Source organism: Paraconexibacter sp., assembly GCF_059438195.1.
In genome coordinates, this window is the sequence record NZ_JBLKKY010000045.1 from 1 (window position 1) to 25,358 (window position 25,358).

General features: G+C 74.1%; 30 protein-coding genes and 1 pseudogene. 15 read left to right on the forward strand and 16 right to left on the reverse strand.

Annotated features, from left to right (window positions below; all coding sequences use genetic code 11):
- From ACME2J_RS14980 to ACME2J_RS15050, 15 genes and pseudogenes are all read right to left on the reverse strand, one after another.
- A pseudogene (locus tag ACME2J_RS14980) lies at positions 1-298 on the reverse strand (hypothetical protein); the annotation flags it as partial.
- Between the two features lie 6 nt (positions 299-304).
- Positions 305-967 carry a lytic transglycosylase domain-containing protein gene (locus ACME2J_RS14985; RefSeq protein WP_495545737.1) on the reverse strand — a complete coding sequence of 221 codons (663 nt, stop codon included), beginning with the start codon at positions 965-967 and terminating at the stop codon, positions 305-307.
- Entirely contained in the window at positions 964-1,410 is a 447-nt protein-coding gene (gene fliJ, locus ACME2J_RS14990) for a flagellar export protein FliJ (RefSeq protein WP_495545738.1), read from the reverse strand. The genes ACME2J_RS14985 and fliJ overlap by 4 nt, the downstream gene beginning before the upstream one ends.
- Positions 1,411-1,576: 166 nt before the next feature.
- Positions 1,577-3,031: a FliI/YscN family ATPase gene (locus tag ACME2J_RS14995; RefSeq protein ID WP_495545739.1), complete on the reverse strand. Its 1,455-nt coding sequence runs from the start codon at positions 3,029-3,031 to the stop codon at positions 1,577-1,579.
- Positions 3,015-3,812: a FliH/SctL family protein gene (locus tag ACME2J_RS15000; protein ID WP_495545740.1), complete on the reverse strand. Its 798-nt coding sequence runs from the start codon at positions 3,810-3,812 to the stop codon at positions 3,015-3,017. Before ACME2J_RS15000 ends, ACME2J_RS14995 begins: the two co-directional genes overlap by 17 nt.
- Complete coding sequence (fliG, locus tag ACME2J_RS15005) at positions 3,812-4,864, reverse strand: flagellar motor switch protein FliG (RefSeq protein WP_495545741.1); 1,053 nt, start codon at positions 4,862-4,864, stop codon at positions 3,812-3,814. Before fliG ends, ACME2J_RS15000 begins: the two co-directional genes overlap by 1 nt.
- 7 nt (positions 4,865-4,871) lie before the next feature.
- Positions 4,872-6,452: a flagellar basal-body MS-ring/collar protein FliF gene (fliF, locus tag ACME2J_RS15010; RefSeq protein ID WP_495545742.1), complete on the reverse strand. Its 1,581-nt coding sequence runs from the start codon at positions 6,450-6,452 to the stop codon at positions 4,872-4,874.
- Positions 6,453-6,491: 39 nt separating this feature from the next.
- On the reverse strand, positions 6,492-6,857 hold the full coding sequence (gene fliE / locus ACME2J_RS15015) for a flagellar hook-basal body complex protein FliE (RefSeq protein ID WP_495545743.1): 366 nt from the start codon (positions 6,855-6,857) through the stop codon (positions 6,492-6,494).
- Positions 6,857-7,306, reverse strand: a complete 450-nt coding sequence (gene flgC, locus ACME2J_RS15020; protein WP_495545744.1) for a flagellar basal body rod protein FlgC — start codon at positions 7,304-7,306, stop codon at positions 6,857-6,859. Before flgC ends, fliE begins: the two co-directional genes overlap by 1 nt.
- A gap of 1 nt (position 7,307) precedes the next feature.
- Complete coding sequence (gene flgB / locus ACME2J_RS15025) at positions 7,308-7,667, reverse strand: flagellar basal body rod protein FlgB (protein WP_495545745.1); 360 nt, start codon at positions 7,665-7,667, stop codon at positions 7,308-7,310.
- Between the two features lie 157 nt (positions 7,668-7,824).
- Positions 7,825-8,121: a hypothetical protein gene (locus ACME2J_RS15030; RefSeq protein WP_495545746.1), complete on the reverse strand. Its 297-nt coding sequence runs from the start codon at positions 8,119-8,121 to the stop codon at positions 7,825-7,827.
- Positions 8,118-8,537 carry a flagellar export chaperone FliS gene (gene fliS, locus ACME2J_RS15035; protein ID WP_495545747.1) on the reverse strand — a complete coding sequence of 140 codons (420 nt, stop codon included), beginning with the start codon at positions 8,535-8,537 and terminating at the stop codon, positions 8,118-8,120. The genes ACME2J_RS15030 and fliS overlap by 4 nt, the downstream gene beginning before the upstream one ends.
- Positions 8,538-8,566: 29 nt before the next feature.
- Positions 8,567-9,919, reverse strand: coding sequence for a flagellar filament capping protein FliD (fliD, locus tag ACME2J_RS15040; protein WP_495545748.1), 1,353 nt, complete (start codon positions 9,917-9,919; stop codon positions 8,567-8,569).
- Positions 9,916-10,260 carry a hypothetical protein gene (locus tag ACME2J_RS15045; RefSeq protein WP_495545749.1) on the reverse strand — a complete coding sequence of 115 codons (345 nt, stop codon included), beginning with the start codon at positions 10,258-10,260 and terminating at the stop codon, positions 9,916-9,918. Before ACME2J_RS15045 ends, fliD begins: the two co-directional genes overlap by 4 nt.
- Before the next feature lie 182 nt (positions 10,261-10,442).
- Positions 10,443-12,902, reverse strand: a complete 2,460-nt coding sequence (locus ACME2J_RS15050) for a tetratricopeptide repeat-containing glycosyltransferase family 2 protein (protein WP_495545750.1) — start codon at positions 12,900-12,902, stop codon at positions 10,443-10,445.
- A 221-nt stretch (positions 12,903-13,123) separates the two neighbouring features.
- Here ACME2J_RS15050 and ACME2J_RS15055 point away from each other — a divergent pair, with 221 nt between their 5' ends.
- The 11 genes from ACME2J_RS15055 to ACME2J_RS15105 all read left to right on the forward strand — a co-directional run bounded on the left by ACME2J_RS15055 (position 13,124) and on the right by ACME2J_RS15105 (position 22,255).
- A complete protein-coding gene (locus ACME2J_RS15055; protein WP_495545751.1) occupies positions 13,124-13,960 on the forward strand; it encodes a sigma-70 family RNA polymerase sigma factor in 837 nt (278 codons plus the stop codon).
- A 192-nt stretch (positions 13,961-14,152) separates the two neighbouring features.
- Positions 14,153-14,845 carry a flagellar hook-basal body protein gene (locus tag ACME2J_RS15060; protein ID WP_495545752.1) on the forward strand — a complete coding sequence of 231 codons (693 nt, stop codon included), beginning with the start codon at positions 14,153-14,155 and terminating at the stop codon, positions 14,843-14,845.
- Between the two features lie 233 nt (positions 14,846-15,078).
- A complete protein-coding gene (locus ACME2J_RS15065) occupies positions 15,079-15,810 on the forward strand; it encodes a flagellar hook-basal body protein (RefSeq protein WP_495545753.1) in 732 nt (243 codons plus the stop codon).
- A complete protein-coding gene (locus ACME2J_RS15070) occupies positions 15,807-16,142 on the forward strand; it encodes a hypothetical protein (protein ID WP_495545754.1) in 336 nt (111 codons plus the stop codon). Before ACME2J_RS15065 ends, ACME2J_RS15070 begins: the two co-directional genes overlap by 4 nt.
- Entirely contained in the window at positions 16,139-16,681 is a 543-nt protein-coding gene (locus tag ACME2J_RS15075) for a flagellar protein FlgN (RefSeq protein WP_495545755.1), read from the forward strand. Before ACME2J_RS15070 ends, ACME2J_RS15075 begins: the two co-directional genes overlap by 4 nt.
- Before the next feature lie 2 nt (positions 16,682-16,683).
- The gene (gene flgK, locus ACME2J_RS15080) at positions 16,684-17,994 is read left to right on the forward strand and encodes a flagellar hook-associated protein FlgK (RefSeq protein WP_495545756.1); all 1,311 of its coding nucleotides are present in this window, start codon (positions 16,684-16,686) and stop codon (positions 17,992-17,994) included.
- Positions 17,994-18,905, forward strand: a complete 912-nt coding sequence (gene flgL, locus ACME2J_RS15085) for a flagellar hook-associated protein FlgL (protein ID WP_495545757.1) — start codon at positions 17,994-17,996, stop codon at positions 18,903-18,905. The genes flgK and flgL overlap by 1 nt, the downstream gene beginning before the upstream one ends.
- Positions 18,902-19,414: a flagellar assembly protein FliW gene (fliW, locus tag ACME2J_RS15090; protein ID WP_495545758.1), complete on the forward strand. Its 513-nt coding sequence runs from the start codon at positions 18,902-18,904 to the stop codon at positions 19,412-19,414. The genes flgL and fliW overlap by 4 nt, the downstream gene beginning before the upstream one ends.
- Before the next feature lie 45 nt (positions 19,415-19,459).
- Positions 19,460-19,699, forward strand: a complete 240-nt coding sequence (gene csrA, locus ACME2J_RS15095) for a carbon storage regulator CsrA (RefSeq protein WP_495545759.1) — start codon at positions 19,460-19,462, stop codon at positions 19,697-19,699.
- 69 nt (positions 19,700-19,768) lie between these two features.
- Entirely contained in the window at positions 19,769-20,578 is an 810-nt protein-coding gene (locus ACME2J_RS15100; protein WP_495545760.1) for a flagellin N-terminal helical domain-containing protein, read from the forward strand.
- Positions 20,579-20,704: 126 nt separating this feature from the next.
- On the forward strand, positions 20,705-22,255 hold the full coding sequence (locus ACME2J_RS15105) for a protein kinase domain-containing protein (protein ID WP_495545761.1): 1,551 nt from the start codon (positions 20,705-20,707) through the stop codon (positions 22,253-22,255).
- Positions 22,256-22,319: 64 nt separating this feature from the next.
- Here the strand turns inward: ACME2J_RS15105 and ACME2J_RS15110 are convergent, their stop codons facing one another.
- Positions 22,320-22,757 (reverse strand): hypothetical protein, encoded by a 438-nt coding sequence (locus tag ACME2J_RS15110; RefSeq protein WP_495545762.1) that lies wholly within the window; start codon positions 22,755-22,757, stop codon positions 22,320-22,322.
- Positions 22,758-22,844: 87 nt separating this feature from the next.
- Between ACME2J_RS15110 and ACME2J_RS15115 the strand changes: the two genes are divergently transcribed.
- From ACME2J_RS15115 to ACME2J_RS15130, 4 genes are all read left to right on the forward strand, one after another.
- The gene (locus ACME2J_RS15115; RefSeq protein WP_495545763.1) at positions 22,845-23,246 is read left to right on the forward strand and encodes a VOC family protein; all 402 of its coding nucleotides are present in this window, start codon (positions 22,845-22,847) and stop codon (positions 23,244-23,246) included.
- A 218-nt stretch (positions 23,247-23,464) separates the two neighbouring features.
- Complete coding sequence (locus ACME2J_RS15120; protein ID WP_495545764.1) at positions 23,465-24,493, forward strand: sensor domain-containing diguanylate cyclase; 1,029 nt, start codon at positions 23,465-23,467, stop codon at positions 24,491-24,493.
- 63 nt (positions 24,494-24,556) lie between these two features.
- Complete coding sequence (locus ACME2J_RS15125; protein WP_495545765.1) at positions 24,557-24,802, forward strand: type II toxin-antitoxin system Phd/YefM family antitoxin; 246 nt, start codon at positions 24,557-24,559, stop codon at positions 24,800-24,802.
- A gap of 2 nt (positions 24,803-24,804) precedes the next feature.
- Entirely contained in the window at positions 24,805-25,179 is a 375-nt protein-coding gene (locus ACME2J_RS15130) for a type II toxin-antitoxin system VapC family toxin (protein WP_495545766.1), read from the forward strand.
- Positions 25,180-25,358: the final 179 nt, after the last annotated feature.

Below are 25,358 nucleotides of genomic sequence, written 5' to 3' on the forward strand. Positions count from 1 at the left end.
GACCGGCCGGCGTCGCCGGGGTCGCGGGGACCGTCCCGCTCGGGCGCGCCTCGCGCGTCTCGCGTGCGGGGGCGTCCGCCGCGGCCGCGGCGCCGCCGTCGGCGGTCGCCTCGTCGGCGGTCCTGCGTCCCGGGCGGTCGTCGTGCTCCGGGGTCTTGGGGCCTTCCGCAGGTGCGGTCCGGGCCTCGGTCTCGGTGAGGACGGCGGGGAATCCCCCGGGATCGTCCGGCGGCGAGGGGTCTGTCGCCCTTCGCGGCGCCGGCGGTCCGGGAGGACCCGCCACGGATGTCGTGCGCACGGTGTCCTAGGTGGTCGAGTAGGGAAGGGCGCCACTCGGCGCCGGGGTGGTCGGAGCGCCCACGCCCACCGCGGGCATCGCCGGTGAGGCGACAGCGGGGAGCGCGACGGGGCCGCGGTACTCCGCGGCGAAGGCGAGGACCTTCTGGACGTAGTTCCGCGTCTCGGCGTACGGCGGGACGCCACCGTGACGCTGGACGGCGCCCGGGCCCGCGTTGTACGCGGCGAGCGCGAGACTCTCGTCGCCGCCGAAGCGGTCGAGCTGCTCGCGCAGGTAGCGGGCGCCCCCGTCGAGGGCCTGCACCGGGTCGGTCGGGTCGACGCCGAGCGCCGCCGCCGTGCCGGGCATGAGCTGGGTGAGGCCGGTCGCGCCGGCAGAGCTGCGCGCCGCGGGATCGAACCCGGACTCCTGGCGCACGAGGGCGCGCAGGAGGCCCGGGTCGATCCCGTGACGCTGAGCTGCCGCGTCGATCTCGGCTCCGAACGGCACGTTCCCCCCGCTCGCCGCAGCGACGGCGGAGGGCGCCTGGGCGCTCGCGAGCGCCGTGGCGAAGGTGGTGGTGGGCGCCGCGGCCGGCGCCTGCGGGGGCGCGGCGGGCGCGACGGGGCCTCCGCTGAGGACCCGGGTGAGCTGCTCGAGCTCGGCGACGCGCTCGAAGGCGGCGGTCATGCCGCGCTCCTGCGGACGTGGCCCTGGATGGCGATCTCGTCGAGGACGGTCGCCTCGTGGCGGGCGAAGGCCTGGGCGTGCGCCGCGGCCTGCCGGTCGCGGAGCCGGTCGAGCACCTGGCGGCGACGGCTCGCGCCGGTGAGCACCTCGCGGCGCGCGTCGACCTCCTGGCTCGCGCGGTCGAGGTCGAGGGCCGCGACGAGACGCGACCGCTCGAGGCGCTCGAGGTAGGCCTGACGGCGCTGGAGCGTCGCGGCGTCGACGGGCGCGGCCTCGGCCGTCAGCGACTGCGCCGCGCGCAGCCGGTCGGCCGCCGCGGAGAGGTTCTCCTCACCGCGAGCGCGCATCGCGAGGCTGGAGGCGAGGGCCTCCTTCGCGCGATCCTCGTCGTGCGCCCGCACCTGGCGGACGCGCTCGAGGCTGAAGTCGAACCGCTCCTTCACGACCGGAGTGATCGGCCCGCGCCGTCCCCGATGGAGCCCCCTGGACGTTCGTCCGGCCCACCCCGCACGACGGTGCTCACGCCGAGCGTGAGACACGTCAGGGGAGGTGCGGCCGATGGCCCGCAGGGCGGCGCGACGGACGCGTCGGGACGTCGGGGGCACGGTGTCAGACCCCCAGGTTCAGCGGCGGGATCGCGCTCGGGCTCGCCGCGTGCTGGGGGTCGCCGGGGCCGTCGACGACCGCGGTGCCGTCGATGACGCCGGCGGGCGGCGGCGGGATCGCGCCCTCGACGCCGACGAGCGACTTGAGGCGGAAGTCGGAGTCCTGCGCGTCACCGCGCTCCTCGACCGACTGGCGCAGGAAGCCGTCGATCGCGCCCTCGAGATCGAGCGCTCGGTCGACGGTCGGGTCGGTCCCGCGCTCGTAGGCGCCGATCGCGACGAGGTCGCGCTTGTCGCGCGCCGCGGCGAGGAGGGCCCGCAGCTCTCGCGCCGCCGCCTGCTCCTCGGGCCCGGTCACCTCGCCGACGAGCCGGCTCACGCTCTGGAGCACGTCGATCGCCGGGTAGTGCCCGCGGTGCGCGAGCTCGCGCGAGAGGACGACGTGCCCGTCGAGGATCGAGCGGGCCGCGTCGGCGATCGGCTCGTTCATGTCGTCGCCGTCGACGAGGACGGTGTAGAGGCCGGTGATCGAGCCCATCGCGCTCGTGCCCGAGCGCTCGAGGAGCCGCGGCAGGAGCGCGAAGACGCTCGGCGTGTACCCGCGCGTCGCGGGCGGCTCGCCGATCGCGAGGCCGATCTCGCGCTGCGCCATCGCGAAGCGCGTCACCGAGTCCATCATGAGGAGGACGTCCGCGCCCATGTCGCGGAAGCTCTCGGCGATCGTCGTCGCGGTGAGCGCGGCCTTGATCCGCACGAGCGCCGGCTGGTCGCTCGTCGCGACGACGACGACGCTGCGGGAGAGACCCTCCGGGCCGAGATCGCGGTCGAGGAACTCGCGCACCTCGCGGCCGCGCTCGCCGACGAGGCAGATGACGTTCACCTCGGCGTTCGTCGAGCGGGCGATCATGCCGAGCAGCGAGCTCTTGCCGACGCCGGAGCCCGCGAAGATGCCGAGGCGCTGGCCGCGGCCGCACGGCACGAGCGCGTCGAGCGCCCGGACGCCGAGGGAGACCCGCTCGGTGATGCGCGGCCGCTCCATCGGCGACGGCGGGGCCGCCTCGATCGGCGCGGTGGCGAGGCCGTCGACGGGAGGGCCGCCGTCGATCGGACGGCCGAGGCCGTCGAGGACGCGGCCGAGGAGGGCCGGGCCGACCGGGGTGCGCACCGAGCGGCCGCTCGCCGTGACGGCGTCCCCGGGCCCGACGCCCTGCAGCTCGCCGAGCGGCATGAGCAGCGTGCGGCCGGCGCGGAACCCGACGACCTCGGCGGGGAGCGACGGACGGTCGCGGCCCGTGGAGATCGTGCACACCTCGCCGACCTGGGCCTCGAGGCCGGTCGCCTCGACGATGAGCCCGATGAGGTCGGTGACGCGACCGCGGCGGCGGTGGAGGTCGGCGTGACCGACGGCCGCGGCGCGACGCGCGAGCCGGCCGCTGATCACGTCAGCCGTCGGCTGCATCGAGATCGAGCGGCTCGGCGTGCGGTGCGGGGAGGTCGGCCGGCTCCTCGACGACGAGGGCGTCGGCCGGCACGGCGACATCGGGCGCGAGGGCGGCGGGAGCGGGAGCGGGAGCGGGCACGGCCTCGGAAGCCGCCTCGGCCTCGGCCTCCGCGGAGAGCTCGGCGCCGGTCTCGGCGAGCACCTCGCGGATGCGCTCGAGCTTCGTCTCCACCGTGGCGTCGACCTCGCCGTCCGCGGTGCGGACCATCGCCCCGCCGGGGGTGACGCGACGCTCGGCCTGAACCTCGAGGTGCTCCATCCCGCCGAGCTCGCCGACGAGGCCCGGCGCGGCGGCGCGGACGATCTCGAGGTCGTCGGGATGGACGAGCACGGTGACGCGCTCGCGGTCGACGAGGCGGCGCAGCGCGCCGCGCACGACGGAGACGACGAGCCCCGGGTCGGCGTCGAGCGCGCCGGCGAGGACCTGGCCGGCGATGCGCAGCCCGAGGTCGACCGCGGCCTCCTCGACCTCGCCGGCGATGTCGGCGCGGAGCGCCGTGACGGCGACCGTCGCCTCGGAGAGCGCCGAGAGCGCGGCGGCGACCTCGGCGGCGGCCTGCTGGCGTCCGACCTCGTAGCCCTCGGCGCGGGCGGCCTCGCGGATCGCGTCGGCCTCGGCCATCGCCTCCTCGACCGGCGACGGGGGGAGCGGGGTCTCCTCGATCTCGCCGCCGGCGCCGGCGACGCCGGTGCCGGGCGCGGGCTCGAGGTCGGGGAGGTCGAAGTCGAAGGCCCGCATCAGATGACCTCGTCCTCGGCGTCCTCGCCGCCGCGGCCGAGCGTGATCGTGCCGGACTCCTCGAGGCGGCGGATCGCGCCGACGATGCGGCCCTGCGCCTCCTCGACGACGGCGCGGCGCTGCGGCTGCGAGGTCTCGAGGTCCTCGCGGAGCATCTCGGCGCCGCGGCTCGACATGTTCTGGAAGATCCGGTCGGCGACCTCGGCCCCGACGCCGCGCAGCGCGAGCCCGAGGTCCTTCTGGTCGACCTCGCGGAGCACGAGCTGGATGTCGCGATCGCTGAGGACGACGATGTCGTCGAAGGTGAAGAGCCGCTGGCGGATCTCCTCGGCGAGCTCGCGGTCCTGCTCGGCGACCGCCTCGAGGACGTTGCGCTCCGTGGAGCGCCCGGCGCGGTTGAGGATCTCGGCGAGCGAGTCGATGCCGCCCGCGCTCGAGAACTCCTGCGTGAGGACGTTCGAGAGCTTGAGGCGCAGGCCGCGCTCGATGTCCTCGACGACGCCGGGGTTCGTGTCGCTCATCGTCGCGATGCGCAGGGCGACGTCCGCCTGCTGCTCGGGCGGCAGCGCCGCGAGGACGTGCGCCCCGAGCGTCACGTGGAGCGAGGCGACGACGAGCGCCTGGGTCTGCGGCGCCTCGTCGGCGAGGAAGGTCGCGATCTGCTCCGGCGGCGTGCGGCGCAGGAAGTCGAACGGGCGCAGCTCCGCGCTCGCGGCGAGCGACCCGATGATCTCCTCCGCCCGCTCGGGGCCGAGGAGGTGCTCGAGCACCTCGCGGGCGAACTCCGGGCCCCCGAGCGCGAAGTAGTCCTTCGCGCTGAACTGCTCGGCGAGCTCGGCGATGACGGCGCGCGTCGTCTCCGACTTCACGCGCCACATCGACGCCATCTCGGCCGAGAGCGCCTCGACCTCGCGCTCGGTGAGGAAGCGCAGGATGTCGGCGGCCCGCTCGGAGCCGATCGAGATGAGGAAGATCGCCGCCTTCTGCCGGCCGTTGAGGCCGACGAGGCTCGCCCGGTCCTCATGGGTGACCACTGCAATCGCGTCGCTCACGGTCGCCTCACTTGTCCTCGGTGATCCACGTGCGGAGCTGCTGGGCGACGCGCTCGGGCTCGCGGACGACGAGCTCCTCGAGGGCGATCGCGCGCGGGTCGGTCTTGAAGACCGAGTGCGCCTCGTCCGGCGGCGAGAAGTCGAGGTCCTCGGGCCGGATGTCCGGCGGCGAGGGGAGCTGGAGCGTCGGCTCCTCCTGCACCGGCTCCTCCTGCGGCCGCGGCAGCGCCTTCAGCCAGCTCGGCTCGTCCGCGAACGGATCCTCCTCGCGGCGCCGGAGGTGCCGGGTGACGAAGAAGAGGAAGAGAAGCGCGCCGAGGCCGATGGCGCCGGCCTTGACGTAGTCGCCCGCGCCGTCGGGGAGCGGGCCCGCGGCCGGCGCCTCCGGCTCGGGCGTCTCGGCGAACGCGATCTGGCTCAGCGCGAGCGTGTCGCCGCGGTCCTCGCGGATGCCGGCCGCGGAGGTGAGCGCCGCCTGGAGCTGCGCGACGTCGGCAGCCGGGACGGACTTGTCGACGACGACCGCCACGTCGAGGCGCTCGACGGCGCCCGGGGCGACCTTCGTCCGCGTGACGGTCTTGTCGACGCCGAGGTCGCGCTCGGTGCGCTCGCGCTCGTAGTTCGACTCCCCGCCGCCGCCGGCGTTCGCCGCGTACGTCGGGATGTTCCCGCCCACGCCCGCGGCGCCGCCGGCCCCGCCGCCCTCGGACTCGAGCTGCTCGGTCTCGGTCGTCTCGCGGAGCGGCACGCCCTCGTCGGCGTACTCGAGCTTCTCCTGCGTCGACTCGCTGAGGTCGAGGTCGGCGGCGACCTGGACGTGCGCCTTGTTCGGGCCGAGCGTGCGCACGAGGAGCGCGTCGAGGTTCGCCTCGAGCTCGGAGGCGTAGCGGGCCTCCGCGGCGGGCTTGCCGAGCGCGCCGATGCCCCCGGCGGCCGTCGTCCCGTCGCCGAGCGGCCACACCATCTGACCCGCGGAGTCGGTGATCGTCACCTTCTCGGCGTCGAGCTCGGGGACCGACGAGGCGACGAGGTTGGCGACGCCGCGGATCGAGCCCGGGTCGAGGGACGACGCGTCGCTGTCGAGGAGCACCGCGGCGGTCGCCGGCTTGCTCTCGTCGGCGAAGAGCTCGTCCTTCGGGAGCGTGAGACGGACCTGCGCGCCGCCGACGCCGTCGATCTGCCCGATCGTCTGGGCGATCTGGCCCTCGAGGGCGCGCTGGTAGGCGACCTGCTGCTGGAAGGAGGAGGCGCCGAGCTTCTGGTCGTCGAGCAGCTCGTAGCCGGGCTGCTTCGCCGATCCCGTCGAGACGCCCTCCTCGGCGAGCGCGATCCGGGCGTCGGACTCCGAGCCCTTCTCCACCGCGACCTCGGTCCCGCCGCCGCGGATCTCGTAGGCGATGCCCTTCGCGTCGAGCGCCGCCGTCACCTGGCCGGTGTCCTTCGGGTCCATGCCCGCGGCGACCGTCGTGAAGCTCGGCGCGCTGACGAAGCGGAGCATGAGGAAGAGGGCGATGACGAAGACCGCCACCGACGCGCCGAGGGCGATCCGGCCGCGAGGTGACATCGTCTGGAGGAGCTGTGTGGGCATGTGGAGGGAGGGGGCTGCCGTCGGAGGGAGGGGGTCCGGCTAGACCTGCGTGCGCATGACCTCGCTGATCGCGTCGACGCTCTTCGTCCGCAGCTGCGCCGCGAGCTGCATCGCGAGCTGGGCGCGCTCGACGGCGACGACGACCTGGGAGGGATCGGTCGCGCTGCCGTCGGCGAGCGAGCGGGCGGCGTTCGCCGCGTCCTTCTGGAGCTCGGTGAGGTTCTCGATCTGGCGGCCGAGCATCGCGCCGAAGCCGCCGCCCTCCGAGGAGCCGGCGCCGTCGACGCCGTCGATCCCGCCGCCGGGCCCGAGGGGAGGCTCGGTGGAGAGGCCGGGAGTGCTCTCGGTGATCGAGGGGACGGTCCACTCGGACGCCGCCGCGCCGACGGCTTCGATCGGCGCCATCAGCGGAGGATGTCGAGGGTCCGGGTGAACATCTGCTTCGCCGTCTGCAGCGCGGTGACGTTCGCCTCGTAGCCCCGCGAGGAGCTGATGAGCTCGACCATCTCGCTGACCGTGCTCACGTTCGGCATCTCGACGTATCCCTCGCCGTCCGCATCGGGATGGCCCGGGTCGTAGATGCGCCGGTTCGGCGCCTGGTCCTCGACGACCGCCGCGACCTCGACGCCCTTCACCGAGCGGTCCCGCCGGCCGAGGGCGCCGGCGAGGGTCGAGGCGAACGCGGTCGTCCCACCTGCCGCTTCCTGGAGGACGACCTCCTTGCGGCGGTAGGGCTGGCCGTCGGCCCCGCGCGTCGTCTGCGCGTTCGCGAGGTTCTCGGCCGTGACGTCCATCCGCAGGCGCTCGGCGCTGAGGCCGGAGCCCGCGACGTCGATCGCGTCGAAGAGGCCCATGTCAGCGCGTCCCGATCGCGGTCTGGAGGATCGTCATGCGGGCCTTGGCCACGGTGACGAGCGCCTCGTAGGTGAGGCCGTTGCGGGCCTGGTTGGCGGACTCGACGTCGATGTCGACGCTGTTCCCGTCCACCCGGAGGGGGGCGGACGGGTCCTGGCGCTCGACCGGGCTGACGAGGGAGACAGCGCGGCCGTCGCCAGAGCGCATCGCAGCGCCCAGCGCGTCCTCGAAGTCGACGTCGCGGCGCCGGTAGCCCGGCGTGTTGACGTTGGCGATGTTGCGCGAGATGGCCTCGTGCCGGAGCGAAGCTCCGTGCATGGCGATCTCCAGCGCGTGTTGGGTGGTGTCGAAGATCTCCACGAGAAAGGGCGGTCGGGTCTGTGACGGACGCCCTCCGTGGGCTTCGTCGCGACCGCCGTCCGTGGCGGATCCCTCCGGTGGTCGGCCGTCGCCCCCGGAGGTTGAGGAGAAACTTGGACGCGGCGTGGACGCGGCCCGGGGATGTCGCCGGGCGGTCCTAGGCGCGCGCGTAGGCGGCGGCCGCCTGGCGGCCGTCGTGGGCGCCGCGCAGCTCGGAGGCGACGGCGCGGCGCGCGTCGTCCAGCGCGCGGGTGATGGCGGCCTGGACCTCCGCGGCCCGGCGGAGGTCGCCGCGGTCCTCGTCCGTGAGGACGGCGGAGCGGAGGTCGGCCATGAGCGCCCCACGGCGCGCGGCGACGCGCTCGAGCGCCTCGGGGTCCTCGGCGAGACGGCCGTCGAGGAGGATCTGGAGCTCCTCGTCGGCGAGCGCGGCGATGGCGGCCGCGGGCCTCATGCGACGATCGGGGGCGGGCTCTGACCGCCGTCCTCGGGGCTGGTGGAGCCGCCGCCCGCGAGCTGGGACCACGCGTCGCGGAGGTCGGCGAGGAGCCGGATGACGGTCCCGACCTTCTCCGTGCTGCGCTCGAGGCGGGCCTCGATGAGCTGCTTCTTGCAGAAGACGTAGATCGCCTGGAGGCGCTCGGCGACCTCGCCGGCCTCCATGTTGAGCGTCGCGAGGAGCTCGTCGATGATCGCCTCGGCGCGCTGCATGCGCTCGCCGCCGTGCTTCCAGGCGCCCTCTCCGTAGGCCGCCTGCGTCTGGCGGAGGAAGCGCAGCGCGCCGTCGTAGAGCATGACGACGAGCTGCTCGGGCGAGGCGGTCATGACGCTGCTCTCGCGGTAGGCCTGGGGGCGGGCGTAAGGATTCATGCGGGTCACACGTCCTGCGTCGTCGGGGGTCAGCTCTGCCCGAGGGCCGAGAAGAGGTCCATCTGCTGCTGCTGGCTGCGCGCCAGCGCCTGCTCGAGCGCGACGAACTGCGCTCGCAGGCGCTCCTCCCTGCGGGAGAGGCGGTCGTCGAGGCGCTGGAGCGCGTCCTTGATCCGCGTCACCTCGCCCTCGGCGGCGCTCTTCGCGCCGTCGAGCGCGCCGCCCGCCTGGACGCTCGGGCCGAGGAGGCCCTCGAACGCCTGGGCGAAGCCGTCGACGCCGTCCGTCCCGCCGAGGAGGCGCTGGACCGCCGCGGGGTCGGAGGCGAGCTTCTCGCGGAGCGCGGAGGCGTCGAAGACGAGCTTGCCGGCGACGCTGTCGGCGCTGAAGGTGCCGCCGCCGACGGCCTCGCCGGTCGAGATCCCGAGGTCGGCGAGCGCGTCGGTGCCCTCCGCGTTGCCGGCGACGACCGAGCCGACCATCGAGCGCATCGAGGAGAGGAGCGACCGCAGGGAGGCGTCGCCGAAGAGGGCTCCGCGCTTCGCCTCGGCCGCCGTCTGCGGGTCGACCTCGCGCGTCTCCGTGATCTTCGAGCGGATGAGGTCGACCGCCGTGTTGTACGCGTCGACGAAGGCCTTCACCTTCTCCTCGACCTGCGCGGGGTCCGGCCCCGGCGTGCCGACGGAGACGTCGACGGGATCCGTCGTCTGCCCCTTGAGGGTGAGCTCGACGCCGGGGATCGCCGTCGTCACGACGTTCGACGACGCGCTCCCGGGGACGCCGTCGACGGTGAAGGCGGCGTCCTGCCCGGCCTTCGCCGCGGCGACGTCCTCGACGATCGCGGTGCCGCTCGCCGTGATGGCGCTCGCCGCCCCCGTCGTCTTCGAGGAGAGGACGAGGCGCCCACCGACGTCGATCGCGTAGACGCCGGTCTCGCCGTCGGCGTTGATCGCCGCGACGGCGTCGGCGAGGGTCGCGCCCGCGGCGATGTCGATCGCCCGACCGCCGACGGTGAGCTGCGTCGCGGTCGCCGGCGGCGTGTAGTCGAAGGTCTTCTGGGCCGCGCGCGCGAGCTGCGACACCTCGAGGCGGAAGACGCCGGGGGCGGCGCCGGCCGTCTGGCGCGCTGCGACGAGCGACTCGTTGGAGGACGAGACCGACTGGACGTCGCCCCACGTCGCGGCCGACCGCAGCGCGGTCGCGGCGGTGTTGAGCGCGCTGAGCTTCGACTTGATGTCGGCGAACGCGTCCTGGCGCGCCTGCGCGACGAGCTGCCGGATCTCGAGCTTGATGCGCGGGCGGCGCTCGACCGCCATGAGCTGGGAGATGACGGCGTCCGTGTCGAGGCCGGACACGAGACCGCCGAGCTGGAGACCGCTCACGCGGCGCCCCCTTCGTCTCGCGGCTCACGCTCGGCGGCGGGGGTCCCGAGCACCTCGTCGGGGCCGACGAGCCGGAGGATGCGCCCCTCGAGGTCGCAGAGGGAGACGACGAGCCGGCCGTCGAGGCGGGTGTCGTCGAAGACGATGCGGCGACCCTCGGACTCGAGGTCCTCGAAGAGCCGGTTCGCGGCCTCGACCTCCGCCCAGACCTCGGCGGGGATCTCGCCGGCGAGACGCCGCTCGCGCCGCTCGCGCGCCGCGGCGAAGTCGTAGACGCGGGCGACCTGCGTCGGCTCGGGGACGACTGCCGGCGCGGACGGCGTGATCGGCGTGACGGTCATGGCGAGTCCTCCTGGATGGCGCACCGACCCGTCCGTGGGCCGGTCCCCGCTGGTGCGGGCTGGACGTGGGCGGCCACCTCGGACCGCACCCCGATGATCGGTGCGCCCGAGGGGCGCTTGAGGCGCCGCCTGGACGTTCGGCCTAGGGTGCGCGACCGGCGCGCGGCATGTCGAGCAGGCGGTCACGTGAGGGCGGCGACGAGGGCGGCCGGCGGGTGGGCCGCCCAATCGGGATCGAGGGCCGCGGCCTCGGCCGCGAAGAGACGCGCGTCGTCGGGGAGCTCGCGCGCGAGCGCGACCTCGGCGAGACCGGCGAAGGCGCGGGCGTCGGGGCCGTCGCGCTCGACGACGCCGATCCACTCGTCGGCGGCGGACTCGAGGAAGCCGCGGCGGAGGTAGAGCCGCGCGAGGGCCTCGCGCCGCTCGCGCCACGGGACGTCGATGGTCTCGAAGGCGCCGTGGAGCTGCTCGAAGGCGTCGAACCGCTCGAGGCGGGCGAGGGCGTCGAGCATCGTGAGGATCGGCCCGGCGCTCGCCGGCGGGAGCGTCGCGCCGCGCGCGTCGCCGTCGCGCCACGAGCGCAGCGCGGAGACCTCGGCGGCGGGGAGCCCGGCCGCCTCGGCGGCGCTCAGCGCCTCGTCGCCGACGCTCTCCTCGGCGGCGAGACGCGAGAAGAGCGCGGTGCGCGCGGCGGCAGCGGCCACCGGGGCGTCGACCGGGACCTCCTCGGCGAGGCGCGCGGCGGCGGCGAGGTCGCCCTCGGTGAGCCGCGCCTCGGCGAGGATGACCCGCGCCGCGTGCGCGCGGGGCTGTGCCGCGAGCGTCCGCTCGAGCAGGTCGGCGGCGACGTCCGCCGCCCCCGCCTCGTAGGCGGCGACCCCGACGAGGAAGGCGGCGGTCGGCGACAGCTCGCCGCCGATGCGCTCGACCTCGGCGACGGCGTCGGCGGCCGGCGTGCCGGCGCGCATGAGCGCGACCGCGAGCAGCTCGGCGACGCCGACGAAGGAGGGGTGCTCGGCGAGCGTGTGCCGCAGGACCTCCTCGGCGGCCGACCACTCGGCGGCCTCGAGGTGGACCTCGGCGAGCGCGCAGGCGGCGAGGAACGAGCCGCAGCCGACGGTCGCGCTGTAGCGGCTCCCGGCGTCGCCCATGTCGAGGCAGCGGCGGTAGAAGCCGATGGCGGCGTCGCGGTCGCCGCGTGCCCGCGCCGAGAAGCCCTGCTCGTAGACGACGTCGGTGAAGCCCGGGAAGATCTCGAGGATCCGCTCGGCCGTCTCGTCGACGCTGTCGAGGCGCCCGGTGACCCGCAGGCTCTTCACGTAGCGGGCGGCGAGCGACGGGACGTAGCCGTAGGTCGACATCTGCGGGTCGCGGAGGACCTCCGCCCACGCGCGGTCGAAGTGCTCGTGCGCGCGCTCGGCGTCGCCGGCGGCGGCATGCTCGCTGCCGAGGTTGAAGTGGAGGAACGGCGTGTCGACGCCCTCGGCGACCTGCTTCTCGAGCAGCTCGATGTTGCGGCGCGACTTCTTCTTCGCGTCGCGGATGGCGCCGAGGTACCCGTAGTGGTCGACGCGCACGCGGGTGCGCTCGAGCCGCTCGGGGAGGTAGCCGGGCAGGTTGTGCGCGATCTGCTCGTGGACCCGGCCCTCGAAGCGGTACTCGGGGCGGTTGCGGAAGACGCGGAGCGCGTCGTGCGTCACCGCGGTCCCGTCGTCCAGATCGCCGGTGTGGTTCGTCTCGACGAGGTAGAAGGCCTCGCGCCACGTCCTCCCGGTGAGCGCGCGGAGGGCCTCGGCGTCCCCGTCGACGAGGACCTCGTCGGCGTCGAGGTACATGACCCAGTCCCCGGTCGCCGCGTCGAAGGCGACGTTGCGCGCGGCGGCGAAGTCGCCGTCCCACTCGTGGTGCAGGACACGCGCGCCGTGCTCCTGCGCGATCTCGACGGTGCGATCGACGGAGCCGGTGTCGACGACGACGATCTCGTCGACCGCGGGCTTCACGGCGGCGAGGCAGCGGCCGAGCATCTCCTCCTCGTCGCGCACGATCATGCACAGCGAGAGGGTGAGTCCCTCGGCCGGCACGGCGCTCGCGGCGACGGCCCGGGCGCGCGCGACGAGCTCGCGCAGCCGCGCGGCGACGTGCGCGGGGAGGCCGGCGGGCGTCGTGAGCCCCGCGGCGCGGCGGCGCTCGATCTCCCCGAGGTTGTCGCGGGCGTGCGGCAGCTCGGGATCGAGGCGCAGCCCGGCCTCGAAGAGGGCCTGGGCGCCGTCGAGCGCCCCGAGCTCGTAGAGGGCGACGCCGGTCTCGTTGAGGAGGATCGGCTCGCGCGGGTCGTCGGCGAGCAGGGCCAGGCCGGCCTCGGCGACGGCGGCGAAGATCGGGCCGACGACCGCGGGGCTCGAGCCCTTCGCGGTGAGTCCCTGCCGGATCAGCGCGCGGCGCGCCTCCCAGCGGCGGTGGACGTCCGCGACGCCGGCGGCCTCCCCGAACAGCGCGCCGTAGGCGGCGACGTCGCGCCGTGCGAGCGCCTCGCGCGCCCGCGCGGCGAGCGCGGCGGCGGGGCTCGCGGGCGGGACGGCGGCGGGCGGGACGGCGGGGCCGGGGGACGTCGTCCCGCCGGTCGAGGTCAGGCGGAGGGCCATGGCGCGGGAACCTCAGGGGTCGAGGACGTCACGGCCGGTGTCGTCGGCCAAGAGGCGCGCCGGTTGAGCGACGACTGCCGCACCCTCCCCACTTCTGGGGAGGGACGATCTCGACGCGTGTCGTGGGGTCTCTACCGGAAAGCGGGGATGTGGTGAAGCACCGAGGCGGCCGACACATGCCGTGTCCCCGCAAGGTTCCAGCCCAGGAGAGGACCGTCCGCATGTCCCACGTCCGCACCGCAGTCCGCACCGCCCCCGGGGGTCGCCCCCGCCGACTCTCGTCCGACGAGGCGCTCGCCCTCTGGAACGAGTACCGGCGGACCGAGGACCCCGCACTCCGCGACCGGCTCGTCCTCACGTTCGCGCCGCTCGTGAAGTACATCGTCTACAAGAAGGTGCGGGAGATGCCGGCGCGGTGCGAGGTCGAGGACTTCATCTCGTGCGGCCTCGAGGCGCTCATCCAGTCGATCGACCGCTACGACCCGACGAAGGGCGCGACGCTCGAGCAGTACGCCTGGACCCGCATCCACGGCGCCGTCCTCGACGAGCTGCGCCGCCAGGACTGGGCGCCGCGCTCGGTCCGCCGCTGGGAGCGCGACATCGAGAAGGCCGCCGACGAGTTCACGACGCTCCACGGCCGTCGCCCGACCGTCGACGAGCTCTCCGACGGCCTCGGCGTCACCCCGGACGAGCTCCGCCGCCACCGCGACGAGATCACGCGCTCCGACCTCACCTCGCTCAACACCGTCGTCCTCTCCGACGACGAGACGACGATCGAGCGCCTCGACACGATCGCGAGCAAGGACGAGCGCGTCGACCCGCTCCACATGGCGCAGTCCGAGGAGGCCAAGGAGAAGTTCCGCGCCGCCTTCGCCCGCCTTCCCGAGCGCGAGCGCGAGGTCGCCGTCCTCCTCTACGTCAAGAACCTCACGCTCGCCGAGATCGGCGAGATCCTCGGCGTGAGCGAGAGCCGCGTCTGCCAGATCCACAGCGCGATGAAGAAGACTCTCCGCAAGGCGCTCGACGCCGACGCGAGCCTCTTCCGCGCCGTCGCCTGACGGACCACCACCGGACACCGCACGGCCACGCGGACAGGCCGTGCGTCCCGTCTCGAGCGCCCCGCCCCCGCGGGGCGCTCGGCGTCGTGGGGACGGTTCACCGGCCGCCCGGCATCCCCGCCCCGCCGCGCCCCTCCGCCATCCGTCCGGGGCGGCTGCGACCGGCCGGCCTCGCCGCCGACGACCCGGGGCATGGAACGTGGGCTCTACGTCGCCGCGGCCGGGATGCTCTCCGAGCTCACCCGCCAAGACCTCCTCTCGAACGACCTCGCGAACGCGAACACGCCCGGCTACAAGGCCGACCGCGTCGCGCAGCGCGCGTTCGCCGACGAGCTCGCGCTCATCAACCAGCGCAACGGCCGTCCCGTCGGCGCGCTCGGCACCGGCGCGGAGATCGCCGAGCAGATCACCGACATCACGCCGACGAGCCTGCGCGACACCGGCGAGCCGCTCGACCTCGCGATCCAGGGCGACGGCTTCTTCTCCGTCCAGACCCCCCAGGGCCTGCGCTACACGCGCGACGGCAGCTTCCGCGCCGACGCCCAGGGCCGTCTCGTCGACCAGCTCGGCGCTCTCGTCGTCGGAGCCGGCGGCGGCCCGGTCCTCGTGCGGGCCGACGGCACCGTCGATCCCGCGACTGTCGCCGTCACCGTCCTCGACGGGGTCGAGAAGGCCGGGGACGGCCGCTACGTCGGCAACCCCGCCGGCGGGCAGCCCGGCACGGTGCGCTCCGGCGCCCTCGAGTCCTCCGGCGTCGACGCCGCGCGCACGATGGTCGACATGATGGCCTCGATGCGCGCCTTCGAGGCGGGCCAGAAGGCCATCCAGACGATCGACGAGACGCTGCGTCAGGCGACGACGCAGGTCGGCTCGATCCGCGGCTGATCCACCGCGGCGCCCCCCTTCGAGCCCGCCCGCGCCGGTGCGCAGGCGGGCCCCGCGCCGCGCCCTGCCATCCCGGCCGGACGCCTCTGGACTTTCGTCCGACCCGAGTTCAAGGCCCGGCCACGGCGGCCGACCATCCCGGTCGACACCGGAGATCCCGACTGGACCGCCCCTAGGCGGAGGCCGGACTCCACTCCCTCCCTCCGAGGAGACCGGAAGCTTTGTTGGAAGGCATGTACACGGCGGCCGCCGGGATGGCGGCCCAGCAGCGGCGTCTCGACGCCGTCTCGAACGATCTCGCGAACGTCTCGACGACGGGGTACAAGCACGTCCGCGTCGCGTTCCGCGACCTCGTCTACACCCAGGCCGCCCGCGGCGGGGCCGAGGGCGTCGAGATCGGCGCGGGCGCGGCCGTCTCCTCGCTCGGGCGCAGCGTGCAGCAGGGCGCGATCGTCGACACCGGCGAGCCGCTCGACGTCGCGATCCAGGGGGACGGCTTCCTCGCGGTCCGCCTCGCGGACGGCGCGACCGGCCTCACGCGCGACGGCCACCTGCGCCTCGACGCCCAGTCCCGCCTCGTCACCGGCGCCGGCGGCCTGCTCCTCGATCCGCCCATCCAGCTCCCCGCCGGCACCCAGGCCGAGGACGTCGCGATCGGCCCGGACGGCACCGTCCGCGTCGGCGACGCGATCCACGGACGCCTGCGCCTCGTCACCGTCCCGGCGCCCGCGGGCCTCGAGGGCGGCGACGGCAACGTCTTCCGCCCGTCGGCCGCGAGCGGCGGGATCGCCGACGCGCCGCAGCGCACGATCCTCCAGCAGGGCGCGCTCGAGTCCTCGACCGTCGACATCGGGTCGGCGATGGCGGACATGATCCAGGCCCAGCGCGCCTTCGAGCTCGCGAGCCGCGCGATCCGCATGCAGGACGAGGTCCACGGCATGGCCGCGCAGGTGAAGGCGCGATGAGCGTGCCGGGCGTCGACAGCCTCTCCCCGGCGGCGCTGCCGCCCGCGATCCGCGACGGGAGCCAGGAGCAGCGCGACGCCTACGTCGCCGCGCTCGGCTTCGAGCGCCAGCTCCTCACGCAGCTCACCGAGCAGCTCTCCAAGACGACGTCCCTCTCCGAGAAGGACGAGAGCGCCGCGACGAAGGCCCTCCGCGACCAGCTCCCGAGCGCGCTCGCCGACGCGGTCATCGAGGCCGGCGGCCTCGGCCTCGCCGCCGAGATCGCCTCGCAGATCGCCGCGAGGACGGAGCCGTCCACCACCACCGCACCCGAAGGGACGAGCGCGTCATGACGCTCCCCGCGACCGTGCCGAGCCCGGCGACCGCGTTCGGCGCCGAGGTCCTCGCCCACCTCGACGCGCAGCTGCGCTCGGCGCGGGCCCTCCTCGAGGCGGTCCTCCGCCAGGGGAAGGCGATCCGCACGCCGGACGTGGACGCGGTGCTCGAGGGGCTCTCCGAGATCGAGGGCGAGATGGAGCGCCGCGGCGCGCTCGAGCGCGACCGCGCCCGGCTCCTCGGTCGGGCCGGCGAGGCTCTCGGCGTCGCCGCCCACGTCGTCACGCTCGACGCGCTCGCGACGCTGCTGTCCTCCGGGGAGAGCCACGCGGCGCGCGCGAAGAGCGCCGAGCTCCGCGGTCTCCTCGAGGAGATCGGCCGCGAGCACCGCGCGAACCGCGCCCTCATGCGCCAGGAGCTCGCCTTCCTCGACCACCTCATGCGGACCCTCGGCGCCGGCGCCGACGACACCGGCGTCTACGAGGCCGACCGCCGCACCGTCGCGTCGAGCGGCCGCCGTCCCACCGCCCACCGCGTGCTCGACCTCGAGGCCTGACCATGCCGATCTCGAGCTTCAGCGGCCTCAACCTCGCGCTCCGCGGCCTCATGGCCCAGCAGCGCGGCCTCGACGTCACCGGCAACAACATCGCCAACGCCGACCGCACGGGCTACACGCGCCAGGAGGCGGTCATGTCGGCCGCGCCGGGCCTCCTCATCCCCGCGGGCGCCGTCCAGGGCGGGGCGGGCGCGATCCTCGGCCAGGGCGTCGAGGTCGACGAGTACCGCCGCATCCGCGACCAGTTCATCGACCTCCAGGTCCGCGCGCAGCAGATGGCCGCCGGCCAGCACGAGACGACCGCCGAGGCGCTCCGCGCCGCCGAGGAGATGCTCGGCGAGCCGGGCGACACCGGCATCGGCGCGATGCTCTCGCGCTTCTGGGACTCGTGGTCCCAGCTCTCCGCGAACCCCGAGTCCGCCTCGGCGCGCGCCGCGCTCGTCGGCCACGCGCAGACCCTCGTGGAGGGCATCCGCACGCTCGACCAGCAGCTCGCGAGCATGCAGGCGGTCGCCGCGCAGGACTACGCGGACAAGACCTCCGCGACCGGCCCCATCGCGGTCGCCGCCCAGGAGCTCGCGCGCCTCGACGCCGCCATCACGCAGCACATCTCCGCCGGGCGCACCCCGAACGACCTGCTCGACCGTCGCGACGAGATCCTCGACGAGCTCTCCACGCTCGCGCAGGTGAGCGTCACCGAGCTCGGCGGCGGCTCGATCAGCGTCCAGTTCGGCGACGCCGCCGCGCCGCTCGTCAACGGCACGACCGTGACGTGGCCGCAGGCGCTCACCGCCCCGGGCGGGACGCTCGGCGCCCTCCTCGACCTCGCCTCGCCGACCGGCCCGATCGGAGCCCGCCGCAGCGACCTCGACGCGATGAGCGCGCAGCTCGCCTCCGCGGTGAACGCGATCCACACGACGCCGCCCTTCTTCACCGGCGCGACCGCCGCGACCCTCACGGTCAACGTCACCGCGGCGACCGTCACGCCCGGCTCGACCTCCGCCGCCGGCAGCAACGACGTCGCCCTCCAGGTCGCCGCGCTCCGCGGCGGCGCCATCGACTCCTCCTACGCCGGGATGGTCCGCGCCCTCGGCGACGACTCCGCCGCGGCTCAGCGCCTCGCCGACACGGCGACCCGCCTGCGCGACGGCGCGATCGAGCGCCGCATGTCGGTGAGCGGCGTCTCGATGGACGAGGAGATGACGAACATGGTCCGCTTCCAGCGCGCCTACCAGGCGTCGGCCCGCGCGATGACCGCGATGGACGAGAACCTCGAGGTGCTCATCAACCGCACCGGGCGGGTGGGTCTCTGATGTCGATGCGCATCACGCACGGCATGGCCTCGCAGCGCCTCCTCGCGGACCTCCGCCGCGCGGACAACGCGGTCGCCGAGTCGCAGCGCCAGGTCTCGACGGGCAAGCGGATCAACGCGCCGTCCGACGACGCCGCGGCGACGCGCGCAGCGATCATGCAGCGCGCGGACAACGCCGCGCTCGCCCGTCATCGCGCCTCGACGCAGGAGGCGACCGGCTGGGCCGACGCGACCGACACCGCGCTCGGCGGGCTCACCGACATCGTCCATCGCGTCCGCGAGCTCGTCGTCCAGGGCTCGAACGCCGCGACGACGCCCGAGGGACGCGAGCGGATCGCCGCCGAGATCGACCAGCTCGTCGCCTCCGCGAAGGACACGGCGAACGCGCGTCACGGCGACCACTACCTCTTCTCCGGGACGGCGACGACGACGGCGCCGTACTCGGCGGCCTCCGACGCCTACGCCGGCGACGCCGGCGCGGTCGTCCGCGAGATCGGGCCGGGAGTCACCGTCCAGGTGAACACGCTCGGCTCGAGCATCCTCGGCTCGGGGCAGGCCGCGAACGACGGCCTTCTCCTCGACAACCTGCGCGACATCGCCGACCACCTCCGCAGCGGCGCCCCCGCCGACGTCGAGACGCTGCGCACGACGGACCTCGCCGCGCTCGACGCGAACCTCACCACCCTCTCCCAGGCGCGCGCGAGCGTCGGCGCGCTCACCAATCGTCTCGAGGCGGCGACGAGCCGTCTCGCGGACCTGGAGCTCGCGGGCACGTCCCGCGTCTCCGACCTCGAGGACGTCGACACGGCCCAGGCCGTGCTCGAGCTCTCGAACCACCAGGCCGCGTACGAGGCCGCGATGCGGTCCGGCGCGGCGATCATCCAGACGTCGCTCATGGATTTCCTGCGATGAGCGGCGGCACCCATCCGGAGGACCACATGACCGTCGTGCTGCAGAGCTCGCGGTTCGGGCGGATCGAGATCCCCCCGGACGCGGTGCTCGACTTCCCTTCGGGCCTCATCGGCCTCGGCGGGACCCGCTACGCGCTCCTCGCGCGCAGCGAGGAGAGCGCGTTCGTCTGGCTGCACTCGCTCGACGACCCGTCTCTCGCCATCCCGCTCACCAACCCGTGGCGCTTCTTCCCGACCTACGAGGTCGAGCTCTCCGACGAGGAGGCCGACCGGCTGGGAATCACCGACGCCGAGGCGACGTCCGTCTACGTGACGGTCCGCGCAGCCGAGTCCCTCCCGGACTTCTGCGCGAACCTCGCGGCGCCGATCCTCGTCGCCGGCGGGCGTGGCCACCAGGTCATCAACCAGGCTCCTGACGCGCCGGTCCGCGCGCCGCTCTTCCCTCTGGCGGCCGACGAGACCGACGATTCGGCGGCCCCGGCCACGGACGAGAAGAGCCGGGCGGCCTGAGCCGCTCGGTACGCTCACCTCGACCCCGTTCCAAGGAGGAACCCCGTGCTGATCATCACCCGGCGCCCCGGCGAGAAGGTCATCGTCGGCGACGACGTCGTGATCGAGGTCATCGAGGTGAGCGGATCCAGCGTCCGCATCGGCATCAACGCGCCGAAGTCGATCCCCGTCTACCGCGAGGAGATCTACTCCGCCGTCAAGGCCGAGAACGTGGAGGCCGCCTCGGCGGACGCCTCCCAGCTCCCCGACGGGCTCCCCGAGCTCGCCGACAAGAAGCCCAAGTAGCACCGCGGGGCGCACGCGGCCCTCACCGCACGCGCCCGTCACGGAAGACCCCGAAAGGAAAAGGACCGGATGTCCCTCCGCATTCAGAACAACGTCGAGGCGCTCAACGCGCATCGCATGCTCTCCGACACGAGCAACAAGCTCTCGAAGTCGATGGAGCGCCTCAGCTCCGGCTACCGCATCAACCGCGCGGCCGACGACGCCGCCGGCCTCGGCATCTCCGAGCGCATGCGCGGCCAGATCCGCGGCCTCTCCCAGGCCCAGCGCAACACGCAGGACGCCGTCTCGCTCGTGCAGACGGCCGAGTCGAACCTCGACGAGGTCCACTCGATGCTCCAGCGCGTCCGCGAGCTCGCCGTCCAGTACAAGAACGGCTCGCTCTCGCAGGCCGGCCGTGACGCGATCCAGACCGAGGTCAACCAGCTCGCCTCCGAGATCGAGCGCATCGGCGGCGCCGCGGAGTTCAACGGCATCAAGCTCCTCGACACCGCCTCGTCGATCACCTTCCAGGTGGGCGCGAACGACGGCGAGGTCATCACCGTCACGACGGTGAGCCTCGGCAGCGCGGTCGGCGTGGCGTACTACTCGCTCACCGTCGCGGGCTCGGCCGACATCTCCGAGATCGACGCGGCGATCGACGCCGTCACGAACCAGCGCGCGACGTTCGGCGCGGCGCAGAACCGCCTCGAGCACACGATGCGGAACCTCGGCGCCTACCAGGAGAACCTCGTCGCGGCGGAGTCCCGCATCCGCGACGTCGACATGGCCGAGGAGATGGTCAGCCTCACCAAGGCGCAGATCCTCAACCAGGCGGGCATGTCGATGCTCGCACAGGCGAACCAGGCCCCGCAGCAGGTCCTCAACCTCCTCCGTGGCTGAGCCCTCCGCCTCGCCCTCCTAGTCGCGGGTCGCCGCCTTGCGGCGGCCCGCGACGCGCAGGGTCCGGGGCCTCCGCCGCGAATGTGTCCGCAGGCACGTGACACGGACGACGGCGATGGCTCCACAATGTGCGCAGTGACCGTCACGGTCGGGACCCTTCTCAACGACCGGTACCGCCTCGACGCCCATGTCGGCGCCGGGGGGATGTCGACCGTCTACCGCGCCTTCGACACGGTGCTCGAGCGCCAGGTCGCGATCAAGGTCATGCACCGCGACAGCGCCGCGGACGCCGCTCAGATCGAGCGGTTCCGGCGCGAGGCCCGCGCGGTCGCCCAGCTCAACCACCCGCACATCGTCGCGGTCATCGACGCCGGCGAGCAGCGGACGGACGAGTTCCACACGACGCCCTACATCGTCTTCGAGTACGTCGAGGGCGAGACGCTCAAGCAGCGCATCCGCCGCCACGGCCAGCTCCCGGTCGGCGAGGCCGTCGCCTACGCGATCGAGATCGCGCGCGCGCTCGGCGCCGCGCACGAGCGCGGGATCGTCCACCGCGACGTCAAGCCGCAGAACGTCCTCATCGACGAGGAGGGCTCGGCGAAGGTGACGGACTTCGGCATCGCGCGGACGCTCGACCAGGAGGGCCTCACCGCCGACGGCCGCGTGCTCGGCACGACGGACTACGTGAGCCCCGAGCAGGCGCTCGGCCAGCCGGTCACCGGGCAGTCCGACCTCTACTCGCTCGGCGTCGTCCTCTACGAGATGCTCACCGGGAGCGTCCCGTTCACCGGAGACAACCAGGTCGCGGTCGCGATGAAGCACGTGCGGGAGGAGATCCCGGACGTCCAGATCCGCCGGCCCGAGGTCTCGAGCGCGCTCGCGGCGGTCGTCGACCGCCTCACCGCGAAGGACACGCGGCACCGCTATCCCGACGACGCGACGCTCATCGCGGATCTCGAGGACGTCCTCTCGATCGAGACGGCGCGCAGCGGCCAGTCGACCGGCGAGGCGACCGCGGTCCTCCGCACCCTGCCGCCGACGGCGCGGCGGCGGCTGCCGACGAGGGTGACGCACCCGTGGCGGCTGGCGAGCGCCCTCCTCGTCGTCGCGGCGGCCGGCGTCATCGCCCTCCTCCTCCTCGGCGACCGCGCGGAGCGCGGCACCGGCAGCGCCCCGCCGGTCAACGTCGAGCGTCCCCCGGGCCTCGAGGCGATCAGCCTCGGCCAGGACCGGGCGAGCGACTACGACCCGCAGGGCGACGGCGAGGAGCATCCCGACCAGGCGAGGTTCATCCTCGACAAGGACCCGAACTCGGTGTGGGACACCGAGAACTACCAGAACGGCGTCATCACGAAGACGAGCCCGCCGCCGGACGGCTCGGAGCCGGGCGTCGGCATCTACGTCGACGCCGACCCGGGCGTCGACGCGCGGGCCCTCTCGATCTCGACGCCCGTGACGGGCTGGTCGGGCACGGTCTACGCCGCACGCGAGAACGTCCCGGAGAAGCTGCCGGGCGACGGCTGGGTCGAGCTCGCGCCGATCGAGGCCGACGAGGAGGAGTTCCAGATCGACCTCGACACCGCCGGCCAGGAGTTCCGCTACTACCTCATCTGGATCACCGGCCTCCCGGACGGCGACGAGGACGTCGAGATCTCCGAGGTCACGCTCTTCAAGTAGCGCCGGACCTGCCGTCCCGCCTGACGAAACTCACGCCTGGGGTGAGTTTCGTCAGGAGCGATGGTCATTCCGGGGCGCGCTCGTGGCCGGGACGCCCGTGCGTGCGGCGGCGCTCCTTCATCTCGGCCTCGAAGACGTGGCGCCGGCCGGCGGTGAGCGCGTCGCGGACGCGGCGCTCGCTCTCGCGCCAGGCGGCGTAGTACCCGTCATCGAAGTCCTCGACGACCTGGAACGTCCAGCGGCCGCTGATGACGTTGCGCCCGAGGAGGTCCTCGGAGATGTCGTCGGCGAGGTCGTCGTGCCCGGACTCGCGGAGGAGCCGCACGACCTCGTCGAGCGCGAGGTCGGCCTCGCCGATGAGCTGATGGGCGTCGTAGAGCCGGCCCCGCGCCCGCTCGATCGTCTCGAGCGCCTCGCTCATGCGGCCCGCGGCCTCGACCTCTTCGTCGGTCGCGCCGGCGGGGCGGGGGTGGACGGGCTCCGGGGAGGACGTGCCGCTCATGCGGTCGCGAGTACCCGGCCCACGCCGCGGCGATTCGGAAGCAGGCGCGTCCCGATGAGTTCCGTGCTCCGCAGCAGTCTTCAGGGCATGAGCGAATCCACCAGCATCCCCACCACCGTCAGCAGCCTCGGCGTCGCGATGTTCAGCGTCGGCGACCAGGACGAGGCGATCGCCTTCTACACCGGCAAGCTCGGGTTCGAGCTCCGCGCGGACGTCCCGTTCGGTGAGGGCGAGCACACCGGACGATGGGTCGAGGTCGCCCCGCCCGGCTCGGTGGCCCGCCTCGCCCTCAACCCGCCGATGGGCGACGAGCCCGGCGGCGGCGGGATCGGCGTCGAGACGCGGGACGTCCGCGCCGAGCACGCGCGCCTGTCGCAGCTCGGCGGCGTCGACCTCGACGAGCCGATGCAGGCACCGGGGGCGCCGCTGCTCTTCATGCTGCGCGATCCGTGGGGCAACCACGTCGCGGTCGTCGAGAGCGAGGGCTGAGGGGGTCGATCTCTCGTCCGCCGCGTGTTGCAGTTCCCCCGCGCGCTGGGTACTTTCGTGCTATCGGCGTGGAGGATGGGTCCGCCCATCGCCTGGGGCGCCCCTGCGCGTCTTCGACGGTTCGCCTTCTCGACCTTCACGATCGGCCGCCCCGTGGAGGTTCCGCGATGTCAGGTCGCTCGCAGCACGAACGAGCGCGGGAGCAGACGCTCCGGTGGATGGTCGACGCCGTGCATCGGCACGACTACCTCGACGCGCTGCAGTGGCTCACGACGCTCGCGGCCGTCGATGACGGCTTCGCGCTCGCCTCGGACGACCTCGTCGCCCACTGGCGCGACCGGGCGCAGCGAGCCCGTCGCGGGCGCCTGCCGCGGATGGCGGAGGCCCGGGGCGAGACCGCGGACTACCGCGGCCTCTTCCGGGCGCTCCTGCAGCACACGTACGACGGGATCGTCCTCTGCGCCGTCGAGGACGACTGGATCCTCGAGTGCAGCGACTCCTTCTGCGCGCTCACCGGCTACAGGCGCAGCGAGCTGCTCGGTCGCACCTCGGCGGAGCTCGGGATCCTCGACCCCGGCGTCCGCGCGGCGCGGCCGAACGGCGTCGCCACACCCGGCCCGGCGGCGGCGGCGGAGATCCCGGTCCACCGCAAGGACGGCGACACCCGCTGGTGCGAGGTCGCGCCTCTCGTCCCGATCGAGAACGAGCTCGTCCTCACGATCGTGCACGACATCACCGATCGTCGGCTCACCCAGGAGCACATCCGCGAGCTCGCCGATCGCGATCCGCTCACGGGGCTCTTCAACCGGCGGCGCTTCCGCGAGGAGGTCGAGCGCCGGCTCGTCGAGGCGCGGAGGCACGCCGACACGCTGAGCCTCATGCTCGTGGACGTCGACGACCTCAAGGCGATCAACGACCGCCACGGCCACCAGACCGGCGATGACGCCCTCGTCGCGGTCGCTCAGGCGATGAGGTCCGTCGTGCGCGAGACCGATGTCCTCGCGCGCCTCGGCGGCGACGAGTTCGCGATCCTCCTCGTCCGCACCGACGCGAACGCCGCCGCCCGCGTCGCCGAGGCCTTCGAGGAGCGCCTCGCCCGCACGCCCCTCCCCCAGCCCGGCGAGGACATCCACCTGCGTGCGAGCCTCGGGACGGCCCACGCGTGGCACGGCACCTACGACTACGACCGACTCCTCAACAGCGCGGACCGCGCGATGTACGACACCAAGCGCGGCCGGCACCGGTGAGGCGGCCGGACGGGGCCGTGTGGCGTGTTGCGACCACCGCACTGCCTGACTAACCTGGACTCGATGGCGGACCAGGTCAACATCCACGAGGCGAAGACGCACTTCTCGCGCTTGGTGGAGCGTGCCGAGCATGGCGAGGAGATCGTCGTGGCGCGCGACGGCCGTCCGGTCGCCAAGCTGGGCCCTCTCACCGCGGCCGCCGGGCGCGGCGCCCGCCGCGAGCCGGGACGCTTCGCCGGCCAGATCGAGATCGGCGCCGACTTCGACGCCCCCCTGCCGGACGACATCGCCGGCGCGTTCGGCGCCTGAGCGTGCGACTGCTGCTCGACACGCACGTGCTGCTGTGGTGGTGGGCGAACAGCCCGCGTCTCGGCGGGACGGCGCGCGAGGCGATCGCGACGAGCGACGACGTCGCGGTCAGCGTCGCCAGCGTCTGGGAGATCGAGATCAAGCGCGCGCTCGGGCGCCTCGCGGCGCCGGCAGACATCCTGGTGGGCGCAGCCGACGACGCGTTCGGGGTGCTCACCATCGACGGCTCGCACGTGGTCCTCGCCGCTCGCCTCCCGCAGCACCATCACGATCCGTTCGATCGCGTGCTCGTCGCTCAGTCCCAGATCGAGCAGCGCGTGCTCGTCACGGCGGACCAGAGGATCGCGGCGTACGACATCGATCACCTCGCGGCGTGAGGATCCGGCGGCGGCTCCTCTCGGGCCCGCCCCCCGACTCGCGTCTCGCTGAGCGAGGGTACGTCCCGGACGCGCCACGGCCGCCCGCCCCAGCCGTCCGCCCGCCTACCCTGTGCGCCGTGAGCACCGCGACCGCGCCCGCCACGGGCACCACGAGGCCGTCGTCCACCCCGGTCCGG

Excerpts from the sequence above, each read along its gene's own strand:
- ACME2J_RS14985 (WP_495545737.1), bottom strand. The coding sequence starts at position 967 with ATGACCGCCGCCTTCGAGCGCGTCGCCGAGCTCGAGCAGCTCACCCGG.
- ACME2J_RS14995 (WP_495545739.1), bottom strand. The coding sequence starts at position 3,031 with ATGCAGCCGACGGCTGACGTGATCAGCGGCCGGCTCGCGCGTCGCGCC.
- ACME2J_RS15000 (WP_495545740.1), bottom strand. The coding sequence starts at position 3,812 with ATGCGGGCCTTCGACTTCGACCTCCCCGACCTCGAGCCCGCGCCCGGC.
- fliF (WP_495545742.1), bottom strand. The coding sequence starts at position 6,452 with ATGCCCACACAGCTCCTCCAGACGATGTCACCTCGCGGCCGGATCGCC.
- fliE (WP_495545743.1), bottom strand. The coding sequence starts at position 6,857 with ATGGCGCCGATCGAAGCCGTCGGCGCGGCGGCGTCCGAGTGGACCGTC.
- flgC (WP_495545744.1), bottom strand. The coding sequence starts at position 7,306 with ATGGGCCTCTTCGACGCGATCGACGTCGCGGGCTCCGGCCTCAGCGCC.
- ACME2J_RS15030 (WP_495545746.1), bottom strand. The coding sequence starts at position 8,121 with ATGAGGCCCGCGGCCGCCATCGCCGCGCTCGCCGACGAGGAGCTCCAG.
- fliS (WP_495545747.1), bottom strand. The coding sequence starts at position 8,537 with ATGAATCCTTACGCCCGCCCCCAGGCCTACCGCGAGAGCAGCGTCATG.
- ACME2J_RS15045 (WP_495545749.1), bottom strand. The coding sequence starts at position 10,260 with ATGACCGTCACGCCGATCACGCCGTCCGCGCCGGCAGTCGTCCCCGAG.
- ACME2J_RS15050 (WP_495545750.1), bottom strand. The coding sequence starts at position 12,902 with ATGGCCCTCCGCCTGACCTCGACCGGCGGGACGACGTCCCCCGGCCCC.
- ACME2J_RS15055 (WP_495545751.1), top strand. The coding sequence starts at position 13,124 with ATGTCCCACGTCCGCACCGCAGTCCGCACCGCCCCCGGGGGTCGCCCC.
- ACME2J_RS15060 (WP_495545752.1), top strand. The coding sequence starts at position 14,153 with ATGGAACGTGGGCTCTACGTCGCCGCGGCCGGGATGCTCTCCGAGCTC.
- ACME2J_RS15065 (WP_495545753.1), top strand. The coding sequence starts at position 15,079 with ATGTACACGGCGGCCGCCGGGATGGCGGCCCAGCAGCGGCGTCTCGAC.
- ACME2J_RS15070 (WP_495545754.1), top strand. The coding sequence starts at position 15,807 with ATGAGCGTGCCGGGCGTCGACAGCCTCTCCCCGGCGGCGCTGCCGCCC.
- ACME2J_RS15075 (WP_495545755.1), top strand. The coding sequence starts at position 16,139 with ATGACGCTCCCCGCGACCGTGCCGAGCCCGGCGACCGCGTTCGGCGCC.
- flgK (WP_495545756.1), top strand. The coding sequence starts at position 16,684 with ATGCCGATCTCGAGCTTCAGCGGCCTCAACCTCGCGCTCCGCGGCCTC.
- flgL (WP_495545757.1), top strand. The coding sequence starts at position 17,994 with ATGTCGATGCGCATCACGCACGGCATGGCCTCGCAGCGCCTCCTCGCG.
- fliW (WP_495545758.1), top strand. The coding sequence starts at position 18,902 with ATGAGCGGCGGCACCCATCCGGAGGACCACATGACCGTCGTGCTGCAG.
- ACME2J_RS15100 (WP_495545760.1), top strand. The coding sequence starts at position 19,769 with ATGTCCCTCCGCATTCAGAACAACGTCGAGGCGCTCAACGCGCATCGC.
- ACME2J_RS15105 (WP_495545761.1), top strand. The coding sequence starts at position 20,705 with ATGTGCGCAGTGACCGTCACGGTCGGGACCCTTCTCAACGACCGGTAC.
- ACME2J_RS15110 (WP_495545762.1), bottom strand. The coding sequence starts at position 22,757 with ATGAGCGGCACGTCCTCCCCGGAGCCCGTCCACCCCCGCCCCGCCGGC.
- ACME2J_RS15115 (WP_495545763.1), top strand. The coding sequence starts at position 22,845 with ATGAGCGAATCCACCAGCATCCCCACCACCGTCAGCAGCCTCGGCGTC.
- ACME2J_RS15120 (WP_495545764.1), top strand. The coding sequence starts at position 23,465 with ATGGTCGACGCCGTGCATCGGCACGACTACCTCGACGCGCTGCAGTGG.
- ACME2J_RS15125 (WP_495545765.1), top strand. The coding sequence starts at position 24,557 with ATGGCGGACCAGGTCAACATCCACGAGGCGAAGACGCACTTCTCGCGC.